At 65.5% G+C, this 12,949-nt stretch carries 5 protein-coding genes; 2 read left to right on the top strand and 3 right to left on the bottom strand.

Features of this window, described 5'->3' with window-relative positions; genetic code table 11:
* Nucleotides 1-259 precede the first annotated feature (259 nt).
* Nucleotides 260-628 (top strand): thermonuclease family protein, encoded by a 369-nt coding sequence (locus ACN6LB_RS38720; RefSeq protein ID WP_445029954.1) that lies wholly within the window; start codon nt 260-262, stop codon nt 626-628.
* A gap of 491 nt (nt 629-1,119) precedes the next feature.
* On the opposite strand, the gene ACN6LB_RS38715 is transcribed toward ACN6LB_RS38720, so the two are convergent.
* Entirely contained in the window at nt 1,120-1,623 is a 504-nt protein-coding gene (locus ACN6LB_RS38715; protein ID WP_445029953.1) for a hypothetical protein, read from the bottom strand.
* A 138-nt stretch (nt 1,624-1,761) separates the two neighbouring features.
* A complete protein-coding gene (locus ACN6LB_RS38710) occupies nt 1,762-2,901 on the bottom strand; it encodes an NUDIX hydrolase (protein WP_445029952.1) in 1,140 nt (379 codons plus the stop codon).
* 533 nt (nt 2,902-3,434) lie between these two features.
* Here ACN6LB_RS38710 and ACN6LB_RS38705 point away from each other — a divergent pair.
* Nucleotides 3,435-7,169 carry a hypothetical protein gene (locus ACN6LB_RS38705; protein ID WP_445029951.1) on the top strand — a complete coding sequence of 1,245 codons (3,735 nt, stop codon included), beginning with the start codon at nt 3,435-3,437 and terminating at the stop codon, nt 7,167-7,169.
* A gap of 692 nt (nt 7,170-7,861) precedes the next feature.
* Here the strand turns inward: ACN6LB_RS38705 and ACN6LB_RS38700 are convergent.
* Nucleotides 7,862-11,185, bottom strand: a complete 3,324-nt coding sequence (locus tag ACN6LB_RS38700; RefSeq protein WP_445029950.1) for an NACHT domain-containing protein — start codon at nt 11,183-11,185, stop codon at nt 7,862-7,864.
* Nucleotides 11,186-12,949: the final 1,764 nt, after the last annotated feature.

Here is a 12,949-nt window from a genome sequence, read left to right as displayed (position 1 = left end):
CTGGGCGCGAGCCCTCCGACCACGAAGGCACCGGCGGATACGACACCACCGGGCGTGGTGGTGCTACGCGTCATCGACGGCGACACCATCGAAGTGCGAAGCGACGGCGGTATCGTGCCGAAGGACGCCGTGGCCCGCGTCCGGCTCCTGGAGATCGACACACCGGAGCGGGGCGCCTGCTTCGCCGACGCCCGCCACGGTTCGGGCCACCGCGCTGCTTCCGCCGGGCAGCAGTGCGCGGATCCAGCGCGATGCCCAGTTGACCGACCGCTATGACCGCTACGTGCTGTACGTCTGGAACGAGCAGGGCACCTTCGTCAACGAATCCCTCGTCCGCAGCGGCCATGCCGAAGCCGTCCTGTTCCCGCCCAGTGACAAGTACTGGCCGGTGATCTCCCAAGCCGAGGACGCCGCCCGCCAAGCCGTCGCCGGCCTGTGGGCGGCCTGTCCGGAGACGACCGAGCTCTCGGTACCGGACACGTCCGCACGTCCCGATCTGCCCGATGGGCCTCCCGCCGGCGTTCCCGACGTGGACTGCTCGGACCTTCCCGGCCCTGTGTGGGTCGGCCCCGAGGACCCACATCGACTCGACCAAGACGGTGACGGCATCGGTTGTAACAGCAACTGAACAAGAGTCGGCCGCTGCGTCCACCGAGCGTGATGTGGATGGTGTCCTCGGCGGGACACCATCGTTCGCCGGACGGCGCGCACTGCGTCCGTTCTCTTCCTGCTCTTCCTGGCGGTCGACGTCCGTCTCCTCGTAATCGCCCTTGGCGGTTAGAGGCTCGACGATCGACTCAACGCCCCGTGACGGCGTCGATCGCGGGGGAGCGGGCGCAGGCACTCCGGTCACCGGGGAGTGCGTACTTCCGTGCCGACTGAACCTGCCGTCCGCGCGCAGCGCGGTCACCTTGATCTCCTCATGCCTGGCGAGACGGCTTCAGGCTCGTCGGCCTGGCGATGGCTCCCGTAGGCGCTTCGCGGTGCCGTCGCTCCCCGGCGCGACGCCGTGAGACTGGGGCCCTTCTGATGGATCTCCGCAGCGTCGCGATGCCCGGCATGCCCTCTCGCCGCACCAATACACCGCTCCTTCTCCCGCAGAGATCCACTAGAACGACCCTAATTACGTGTCAACTTCTCGATCTTCCGCTGTACGTCGACGATCGCGACTCGCGCGGCTTCGAGCCTGATGCCCTGTGCACGGGCGAGAGCGAGGTAGTCGTCCAGCAGGCTCTGGTCCGCGGCGAGCTTGTCGGCGTGGTTCTGCGGCAGCACCTTCGCCCGGTAGCCCTCCAGCTCCGCGACGACCACGCCGAACGGCAGCTCCGGGGAGCGCTGTTCGGCCATCCTGAGCCTGCTGACCACGTCGACCAGCTCGCGTAGCTCGGCCGTGACGCCCTCGGCGGCCGTCGTGAGCGACAGCCGGTTCAGCACGAGGAGCGCATTGCTCGCCGTGTCGTAGTCGGGCTGGTGCCACTGAACGGTCTGGTCGCGGCGGCGGTGGTTGACGACGAGCCAGCTGCTGACGACCAGGGCGACGAGGGCTATCACCGTCCCCCAGGTCCAGGAGGAAGAGAAGTCGCCGGCGCCGGAAGCTGAGCTGGAAGAAGAAAGGGGCAGCATGGTGTTGTCCTTCCTGAGGATGGATGCTCACCAGGTCGCCTCTTCCGCGGGGTTGGTGAGCGTCGGTGTTCTCCACACAGGTGCACGGTGTGCTCCGTCGCGGCCTCGGGCTCTCGCACAGTCCGGGGCCGCGGTGTTCTATGGGGTGCGGCGACCGCGCATCATCGGCGGATACAGCAGGTCTGCCGGGCCCCGGCGGAACAGAGCAGGCGGTTTCCCAGGCCCTGTCCTGCGCACCTTGTCGGTCCTGACCACGAATCCCGTGGTCTCCTCCACGACCTTGCGGTGGAAGTTCCCCGGGTTGAGCTCGTAACCCCACACGGCCTCGTAGACCTTGCGCAGGTCGGTAATGGTGAAGAGGTCGTCGCAGAAGGCGGTTGCGATGGTGGTGTGTTCCAGCCGGGTACGGGTGTGTTCGAGCCCGTGGCGGAGGATCTCGCCGTGGTCGAAGGCGAGGCTGCTGTTGGGGCCCCACAGTGATTCCTCGACCTCGACCCAGTCTGCCGCGCGGGCGTCGCTCCCGGCGGTCACCTCTGGCGGATCCGCAATGACCGCAAGAAAGGCGGTCGAGATGATCCGGCCCCGGGGGTCACGCTCCGGGCGCGAGTACGTGTGCAGTTGTTCGAGCCGGATCCCGGAGCCGTTCAGCCCGGTCTCCTCCCGGAGTTCCCGCTTCGCAGTGTCCTCCAGGGACTCTCCCGGCCGGACGAACCCGCCGGGCAGGGCGAGCATCCCGCGATACGGCTTCTTGTCGCGCCGCACGAGCAGGATCCGCAGTTGTTCCGAGCGGATCGTGAAGATCACGATGTCGGCCGTCGGCTGCGCCGCGACCCGTGGCCGCCTGACTGGAGCAGGTCCCGGATCGTTCCCGGCAATGATCTCCACCAAGCGGCGCGCGTCGACGACGGTTCCCTCCGGGACGGCGATGGGCAGGTCCTTCGGCGGCTCCGCGTAGTAGACGGCCATGCCGCGGTCGTGGACACGCCCCAGTTCGTATGCGGTGGTGCGGCCGATGTAGCCGCCGGGATTCACGACGTACACGAGGTCCGAGGTGAAGATCTTCTCCAGGGTCGCCGCTTGGAGGTCGTGGTCCGAGGACTCCGGGGGGTCGGACTCGAAACGCACGAACTCCCGCCCGCGGTCGACGATCCGGCAGATCGGCGGGCTCTTCACGGTCAGTCCGGCGTCCGCGAAGATCCGGGCGGCCGCCAGGACTTCGGGGTAGTGCTGACGGAAGCTCCCGATGAGAGCGACGGAGCCCTTGGTGGAGATACGCATAACGGGACTGTGCCAGTCGAACGCCGCCGATCCGAACTCCCGTTAGCGCCTCCCTGACAAGAACCCGCGTGTTGTCCGAGGTGAGAGCAGGTTTCCCGACTACGTGTCAGAACGAAAAGAACCAGGGACCGTTGCTGGCCCGGCTCGAAGTGGCACTAGGCCGACGTCTCACACAGGGCCGTTACGAACTGGGCCTCCGCCTGACACAATTGGCAGGTTCTAGAGGTGATTTAGCGGCCTTCGGTTGGGAGAGGATCCATCGCAGCCACGCGCGCCGCCGCTCCCGCAAGACCTTCCAGTGCGTGGTGGACCTGACGGCGTTCTGCGTGCTTCCGCTGGCGGACCGGGTGGCGGCTGCTCGTCGCTCTGTCGCTGCTGGAGGCGCTGGCGGTGGCCGGCCTGTTGTACGCCGGGCCGGCGCGCGGTGCGGCCTGAACCTCTACCGTTGACCTGCGGCTCCGAGCGGGCCGGTTGTGTCGAGCGGGGGGAAGGGGCAGATGGACGAGTCGTTGCCGACGTCCTTGCTGGCGGCGTTGGCCGAAGGCGCCGCAGGGGAGGCCGGCCACCGACTGGTGGAGGAACTGGCGCGGGCGCTGGCACAGGACCCGCGTGCCTCCGCACAAATGCTTGCCGAGGAGGCTGCCCAGCCCGCCCGGCAGGAAGCGGTGCGGTCCTGGGTCGACCGGATGGTAGCCCTGTTCGTCGCCGATCCGCAGATCGCGCAAGCCGTTGCGGAGGCTATGCAGCGGCATACCCCGGGCAGCGCGGAAACCTGGTATCTAGGGGACCACATCGACTTCCGAGGCGGAGTCTTCCTGGGCGATGTGGTCGGCACGCAGGTCGTGATCCAGCAGAACGGGCCCGCGGAGCCGGACCCATGGATGAAACCCGACGACTACCTCCGCCAGGTGAACCAGGGCTCGGTCTACACGCACCACTGGCAACTCGTCGGGCGTACTCAGACCATGGACAGCCTCGTACCGTTCGCCACGAACGAGCAAGGAGGCGTCGCGCTCCTCATCGGCAGAGGCGGAGTCGGGAAGACAAAAATCGTGACGGCTCTGTGCGAAGCGCTGCGCGAGGCAGAGCCCGCCGTCGAAGTACGGGTGCTCGGCCCCGGCTCCGCCATCGGCCCGGGCTCGTTCAGGGACCTGCCGAGCACAGGCAGTCTTCTGGTGATCGTCGATGACGCACACGACAACACCCTCCCCCTGGAAAAGATCGTCTCCGGCATCCGAAGCGCCAACGGCTCCGCCAACGTGCTGCTCTCCCTACGGCCCTACGGCGTGGCCCACGCTCGCCGCGCACTGGCCCAGGCCGGCCTGCACGCGAGCGAGGCCACCACGGTCGAGATCGGGGACTTGGAGTTCGACGACGCCCTTTCCCTGGCCAGCGAGATTCTGGACGAAGCGGTACGGCTCCACGCACCGAGGCTCGCCACCGCAGCACGGGATTGCCCACTGCTGATCGTCACCGGCGCGGCGCTGATCAACAGCGGAGCTCTGGATCCCCGGAGATTCGAGGGCGCCGAGCAACTCCACCTGGAACTCACGGACCGGCTCGCCGAGGCGCTGACCACCGATCCTGCATCCGTCCAGGTACCCCAGGACCTCCTTTCCGCCCTCGCCGCCTTCCAGCCTGTGCGGCTGGCGGAACCGGAAGTCCGCACGTCGCTGGAAGCCCTGACCGGCTTGCCGTTCGACGTCTGCGCCCAGCACTTGGCGACCCTGGAGGGCGCCGGGGTGGTCCTGAGCCACGGCACTACCGTGCGTCTGGTGCCGGACCTGCTGGGTGACGCCCTGCTCGTCAAGGCAGCGCGTCACAGCGGCACAGGTCTGCCCACGGGCTACCTCGCCAGAGCCATGGAAGCCAGCCAGGGCAGCGCGCTGGCCAACCTGGTGGTGAACACCGGCCGCGTGGAGTGGCAACAGCAACAAGGCACCAGCACCGGCGGGCTGATCGAGCCCCTGTGGGAGCAGATCACGGCAGCGTTCCACGCCGCGGACGCACGGGAACGGGTGAGCCTGCTGGAGGTCGTGGCGAAGGTAGCGTTCTTCCAACCACGGCGGGCTATCGACCTGGCCACATGGGCGGTGGACAACCCCTGCGACCCGGTCACCGCGGAAGTCGGGTTCGGATTGGCCCACACCTGGACCGACACGGACGTGCGCTATGCCCTGGCCCCTGTCCTCCAGGCCGCCGCTCGTTCCCTGGAGTTCCTGCCGCAGGCGGCCGCTCTTCTCTGGCGCCTGGGCCGTGACGACTCGCGCCCCCTGCCTCAACACCCCTCACATCCCTTGCGGATTCTGGCGGAACTGGCCGACTACACCCGCTGGGGCCCCACCGAGTACCAGCAGATCCTCGTCAGCCAGGTCGAGCGCTGGCTGGCCCGCGCACCCGCCACTCCGTTCGTCCACCAACCACTGAGCGTGCTCTCCCCTGTGCTGACCGCAGAAGGCCATGACGAGCTGTGGACACCCACGACCTGGACCCTGACCTTCCACCCCTACGTGCTGACCCCCACCAGGGAGGTCCTGGACATGCGCGGCGCGGCGCTGGATCTAGCGTTCGAGGAGCTGGGACACCCGCAGCTCGAACGCGCCTCGGCGGCCCGTTCGCTGATCGGCAATGCAATCAGTCTGCCGCTTGGCGCTTTCGGGCTGACGGTGACGGACGCCATTTGCCAGCCGTGGATCCCCCACCTCGCGAGCACCGTCGACCGGCTGCACCGGGACATCGTTGAGCACGCCCTGCCGCCGGCAATCCTGGTCGCCGTGCGCACTGAGCTGCGCTGGCTCGCACAGCACGGCCCTGACGGCCTCCGTCGCCCCGCCGAAGACCTGCTGAGCGCAATCCCCACCTCACCGGACAACGAACTCGCCCGGGCGCTGCACGGCGGACCGGCCGACCCGGCCGTCTACTCCGCCGTCTCGGATTCGCGTGCGGCGCAAGACGCACTGTTCAGCAACGTGATGGGCGCGCTCGCCGACTGGACAGACGACACGATCGCCGCGCGGGTCGATGTCTTGCTCAGCGAGAACGACAGGGTCTTCAGCACCGACAGCGGACGCGCCCGGTCCTTCATCTGGACGCTGGTCACCCACCGTCCGTCCGTCGGCGAAGCCATCTGCGGCCAGGCCATAGCCGCGCCCGAGTGTTCGCTGGCACCGCTGGTGTCGGTCACTCTCGCGGCGATGGGGCACGTCGCCGGCGACCGCGCGGTCTACTGGGGCCGGAGGCTCATGGGCTCGGAGAACACCGAACTCACCCGGGAAGTGGCGCATGCGTTTGGTCACCAGCGCGGTCGCGGCGATCTGCTGGACGGCGAGGCGGACCTGCTGCGCGAACTCGCCATCCACGGGGACACCATCGTGCGCAGGGCCACTCTCGGCGCCGTGCACGTCATCGCCGCGCAGCACAAGGACCTGGCCGTCGAACTGCTCACCGCATCGCCCGCCATGGAGACAGCGGACCTTGAGGCGTTCGCCATGGCTGTGGCCGGCGCCCCATACAGTCCGCTGTCCTGGTCGGATCTCTCCAATGACCAGCAGGAGGAATTCCTCACTGCCTTGACCACAGCACCGTCCATCGACGGCTACGAGATCGGCCGGTTCCTCGCAGAACTTGCCCGCACGGAACCCCTTGCCGTCGTCGAACTGCTCGAAGCCAGGGCGGAGTCCTCACTACGCCAAGCGACAGGCACGCACTCCGCCCTGCCCTTCCGCTGGCATGTGACACCGCTATTCCACGATCACGACGAATTCCCAGACCTGCTGCGCCAGATCCGTGACTGGATCGCCGCCGACCCGGAATCCGCCCGCAGGCACTATCTGGGAGCCCACCTCTTCGAGCTTGTCGCCGGGCCCTACGACGCCCGGGTCACCGCCGTGATTGACGAATATCTCGACGACAGCGACCCCGCGAAGATCAGGGTCGCCGCGGCGATGCTGTCCAAAGCCCCCCGGACACTCGTCTGGGACGTCGGGTTCGTACGCCGCTGCCTGCGAGCCGCGGACCGCCACGGAGACGCCAGCCTGAAAAGCATGAGGGGCGCCCTCTACGACGCCTGCATGAGCGGGATGCGTTGGGGGACGCCTGGCGAGCCCCACCCCGAGGATATAGAGCAGCAGGCGAAGGCCACTGAGCTGGCCGACGGATGCGCCCGGGGTAACGTCGAGGAACAGTTCTACAGAGATCTCGCGCACGCCGCCCTGGACCGTATGCGGGATGAAACAGACGAACTCCCTCCGGACGGCCGAGACTGGTGAGGTTTGGATGCGATGCCAGTGCTGGTCACGCCGGATGCGTCGTACTGGGCTCACTTGGCTTGCCCAGAGTAGTCGCGTGACGGCTGAGGCGCTTCGGGAGATCCCAAAGCGGCCAGTCTTTGCCATTGTCAACGATCCGGCCCGCGCTGCAGACGGGGTGTCGGCATCGGGGATCACCTCGATTTCGCCGAGGTGTCCAGTACCCCAGGCCGGGGGCCGACCCTCCAGGCCATCGCACACGTAGTCGGAGGACTTCCTCAACCTTTGCTGGCCGCGCGTGTGCGCAGACGCCCTGCGACGTGTGTGGAAACAGAGCGAACATGCTCGTGATGTCCCAGAAGTCATTCGCAGTATCACCCTATTGGGTACCGGAGTTCAGCGGGCCGGTGTGATCAGCATGTGGACTTTAACGGTTGGGGCGGGGTTCCGGTGGGGGCCATTTCCCTCCGTCAAGCCCTGCGCCTAATGGCGACTGTCTGGGAAGATGCGGCGGGGGACAGCGCGCGTGCGGCCGATACCCCTCATGAATGATCGAGGCTAACCGCATGAAGACCATCAAGCGGGCCATGTACGGCCGAGCCTCGTTCCGCCTCCTCCGCACCCGGATCCTGATCCGATAATGATCTGCGAATTCACGGAATCGGGGCTGAACCAATATCGCCGTCTTTCTTGGGGGCTGACGAAGTATCTGTTCAGATCAGCGGGACGATGGTGTGGCCGGGGAGAACCCGGACACGGGCTCGGCGGCTGGCCTCGTAGGCCCAGTTAAACGCCTCAGGGAAGTGCGCACGGCTTGCATTACTCTCAGGAATTAGCCGCAATAGTTGGGCGACGGATTCCTGATCGCGTGCCAAGTTGGCGGCCGCTCTGAGGAGTGTTCCATAGTAGGCGCGGTGGCTGCGTTCTGGAGGCGTGTCCAGGAAGTACTGGAGCACAGTGTGAATACGAGAGAGAGGGATCTGGTCCGGAAGGTCGTATCTGGATAGTGTATCCCCGCTTCCGAGTCGGTCGAGGTGGATATCTACCTCCGCCTCAGGGTCAAGCGCGCGCAACCAGGTAAAGGCGTCATGCGTCATTTCCTCTGGTCCACGCGCAATGGTACAAAAATGCTCAATGAGGTCGCTGACTCCATAAGGGGATAGCACGGCCGCGAGGCGTTGGGCGATCCGGCCTCGTTCTGCGTAACCTCCTTGATCACGTGCATACCAAAGGTCTGGTGGTAGAAGTCCGCTCAGGATTCCTGTGCGGATAACGTTGAGGCCGATCGGCGCCCCCCATGCGGCTAGGGTGGCGGCCGCCGCGACTGACACTCGAATGTCTGGATGCTCGATGAGTGTCATCAGTTCGTCGACCGTACCGGGACTTGGGCTGAGGCATTCCAGCGCCAGCCACCGGACCTGCCAAGGCGTGCCATCGTCGTGGGCAAGCTCGACCAGCGCGTCACGGTAAGCCCGGCTGTACCCTTTGGCGAGATGTCCTTGCAAGGCAGTCATCATGGGCGCTGTCAAACGCCCCGGCATCCCCCCAAACCGCAGCAGTTCGAGCAGCGTCCCGGTACCAGCGTCCCCAGCGACGCTTAGGTACACAGAAGCCAATGTTGTGCGCTCGTGTGTCCAACGGTTGTCACGTGTGACGAGTTGCAGAAGTCGCTCTGCGACGAGGGGATCCCTCACTTCAGAGAGGGCGTCACGTGCTGCCAGCGCGATGGTCCCGAAATCGGCGGACTCGCCCCAGACTTCCAGTACATTCAAGAAGACGTCGGCGGGCACGCCTGCCTGGCCCAATGCTCTGATGATGGGGGCCGCCATCCCAGCAAGCTGATAGGGACTCTCGATCCCTTCGTTCAGGGAAGACAGTAATTCATCCAGTTCTTCGCGCAGTTTGGGAACTGCTGCCTCCACGTGCAGAATGCCAACGGCCTGGATCAAAGCGTTGCGCAGGAGATAAGAGTTTTCGTAATTACTCACCCGGCGCTGAAGGGCAAGTAGCCCCAGTAATCTCTCCCCCACGTTTCGGCCGCCGTGCGTGGACAGCGAATCGATTAACGCTACCCTCGCCTCCATGTCCTGGCGCTCGTCGCGAATGAAGGCAATGACCTCGTTCAACTGCTGATCCGAACCTAGCACCCCGACGATGGCCTCTGCTGACCGCTGCTTCTCTTCTCTCCACGGCGATGTTTCTAGCAACTTCCACACCGTGCACATGATCTGCTGCCGAAGCCCGACATCCGCGACGCGAGGACTCCCAGCCAGGCACCGCGCTGCAAGTAGCAAATCCGTGTGGAATAGGTCGTCGTACTGGAGACGTAGAGGCTCCACAGCGATCCCTTGAGTTCGGGAGCGCCCAGGCTCCAGTTGGAGCAGCCCTGAAAGCAGCGGCGTCGCGTCAGGGAGCAAGCCTGCCAGCAGCAGGATTACTTCCTCCCACCAAGGGTCGTATCGCGCTTCCACCGCTTGCCGGACACCGGCCTCTCCGCGTTCCAGGAGGGCGGCGGCAGCGAAGTGCTCCTGCAGCGTCAGGTGCAAGAAGCCGTACCAGCCGTGTGCCTGCGGCTTGAGTAGGCCGTACTGGGCGACAATCTCCTCCAGGATTGCCAGACTGTCCGTGCTGGACAGATCGATAGTCGGTAGGAACCGGGCGATGCTATCCAGCAAGTCATCTTCTGGGATATAACGCAAACCTCGTTGGTGGTACTGCCAGGCGATCTCCTTGAGAAGGTCACGCTTGCGATCCGTCGTGAATCGGCTGTAGCGGGTGATCTTCCGATGCGCATCCCACTCGCGCAGAAGCACCTCGACACAGCGCTGATACAGGGCGGCGCGACGCTCGGGAAGTTCTAGGTCGCGCTCGTAGACGATGGCAATCAGACTGAGAAGCAGCGGATTCGCGGCAAGCGTCCGGAGGCGCGCGTTTCCAGACAAAGCTCGGACGAGACCGCCGCGGCGTCGGTTCTGCTCACCGAACCAGTTGGCAATGAACTTCTCGATCTGCGGCCACTCGAAATCCAGAGCCTCCAAAACTTGAAACTGGGGCAACCCGCCGCGCCAGCCGTGCCTCCGGCAGGTCACGGCGATCAGAGCTTGAGGGAAGCGTGTAGCCAGCCGAGCAAGCTCTTCCGCCACACGGTTGTACGCATCCGTCGCATCCTGTGCGCTCTCGCCGCCCAAAACCTCATCCAGCCCATCGAGCAGGAGGGCAGCCCTGCCGTCTGCCAGTTTTTCCTCAACATACTCTCGGGGGTTCTCGAAGCCGTACTGGTCGGTCCAGTGCTCGACAAGGTAATCGAGCAACGAGTCGTGAGAGCTCTCGACGAACCGGAACAACTCAATGTAGGCCGGGAGTTCAGGCAGCGCTTCACTACCCGTATGCCTGGCCATCCGTAAGGCGAGGTGTCGAAGCATTGTAGTCTTCCCGGCCCCCGGGTCACCCACCACAACGATGCGCTGATATCGCTGGAGCGCGCCAACTGGCTCGTAGGTGTAGTTGGCGGCCTCTGCGTCGGCGTGAGGAGAATCGCCAAGCGAAGCGTCGTTTTGCAGGACGCGTTCGACGAGTTCATCGTCATGGACATACCGGAGTGGCTGCTGCTCCTGGACACGCACATGAACGTAGAGGTGGTCAAGGCGTAGTGGACGAGGCATGTCGAGAATGCGCAGCGTCGAGAGCTCGTGCACCAGGCGCACGCAGTAAGCTGCTGCTCTTGCCTCCAAGCTGCCACGCTGGGCCTCAAGCTCCTCGGCAGCCTGTTCCCGCTCTACTTCTCTTACTTGATCCGCCCGCCTGCGCTCCCTCTCGGATAGCAGGCGTTCGTGCGCCCACTCCTGTTCCTTGAGCCGAAGGTCGGCGGCGAGCTGGAGTTGGATCTTCTCTCGCTCGAGATGCTGGGTGCGCCGAATCTGCAAGAGCGCTACTGCCGCTGCGATCGCAGCAACCAGCAGCCCGCTGACGGCCGTGATGATCGACGCCCCGTCCAGCGCGAGGTTGAGTCCGACGACATCCCCGGCGTGTAGCGACACGAGCCCGCCCCCCCTGCCCCGCTCAAGTCCTGCGTCACCGATTCTGGCAGTCGGCACATGCCGCCGGAGCCGATTCTGATTGGGTGCGGCTCTGCTGCAGTGAGCTGGTGATGCCATGCGCCATTGCCGTTCGTGGCCGGACGGCGGATTGTCATGTCCCAGGACGTGGTCTTGGGGGCGGCGATGGTGTCGTGGCTGGAGGAACTCGATCGGCGGGAGGCTGCCGCGCGGGAGGAGATCGCCGAACTGCGGAACTAGATCGAGGAGTTGACCACGCGTCTCGCTGAGCGGGAGGACGTGTTGTCCCGTCTGCAGATCACGCGGGAGACGATGACTGAGATCCTGTCAGGCGACGAGACGGTCTCGGTTGCTGGGGCAGACACGAGCGAGGCGGAGATGGAAGAGCATCGGCTGCCGGCGGGATCGCCGGTCGGGGTGCGACTGGTGCCGCACTGGACGCCCGAGCTGGCCGTGGGGGTGCTGCCGGGGTCGTACCGGGACATCGTGGAGGTTCTCCAGGACGCGGTGCATCCGATGCGGGCGCATCACCTGTGTGCCGCGCTGAGGTTGTCGACGGACAAGAGCAAGGTGGAAGGCTTCCGGTCGAAGCTGAAAACGGCTGGTCGAGCGGGACGGGTTGGTGGAGGAGGAACCGGGACTGTTCACGCCGTGCCGGGCTTTCGTGGCGGGCGGGGATGCGCCGGAGCAGGCCGGGTCTTCCGCCGTGCGCCGCCGCGCCGATGTGGGGTCGGGCCCTCGTCCCTAGCGTCGAAGGTGCCACCCATTCGTCTACGCGAACCGAATGACACCACGTGTGTGGGAGCAAACGGTGGGCGACCGGTTCCGTGGCGCACTCATGCAGCACCAGCGCGGGTACCGGAGGTCCTTCGTCGATGGCTAGCGCAGTGTCGCAGCCGACGAGTGTGCCCAAGAGCGAAGATGTCGCCCTTGGGGGCACGGTGCTTGTGCGGGGGCGTCCGCACCTGTCCGGCCGTGGACGCTGTCATGGCGCCGACACGTTTCACGAGCGTCTGGCGGCAGAACTATGACCACGAGTGGGGACCAGTTGGGGACCACACAGTCTGCGCGATGGTGCACGAGGGATCCCGCCCCGCACATCATGCGCCCTGATTAGATCTGTTATGTCTAGAAAATGCCCTCTACCCCTACTCCTGGGGGTCAAGGGGTCGCAGGTTCAAATCCTGTCGTCCCGACTTTACGAAGTAGCAGGTCAGGGGCCGTTTCAGAGGAGATCTGAAACGGCCCCTTGATCATTCTTGGGGACCACTTGGGGGCCGAGGCGGTTGACGTGGGCTATGGCGCACTTTGACCCGGTCAAGGTGCGCCACGAGTTGTTCACTAAGGCGCAGAGGGGGCGGTTCGTGGAGTCGTCCATGTGTTTCCGGTGACGCACCATGTGGAGTGCCTCGCCATCCTCGGACCGCTCACGTAGGGCTCATGACCTGCGGTTTTGCGTGGGTGCAGCATGTGCGGTGTGGGCGTTACGGGCGATATCTTGACTCTGAAGGGACGCCCATTTGACGCTTGTTCTGATGAGGTGTCAGGTGTGTTGGAATGCTGGTCAGGCTGCATGTAGTCGCGGCATCCTCACCGAGTCCGAACCCGGCCTGTTCGCCATGCACCGACCGTCAGCACCCTCGGCAACTAGGGGGTGTTTTGAAAGTCCCGCACAGCACCCACGGCGCCCGGCACGCACCCTCGCCGCACCGGCCGAAGCCCCAAGTACGTCCAGTACGAGGGCCT

The organism is Streptomyces sp. SAS_270 (assembly GCF_052543295.1).
The sequence above is the reverse complement of the archived record's forward strand: the minus strand, read 5'-3'. Positions and strand labels throughout refer to the sequence as shown.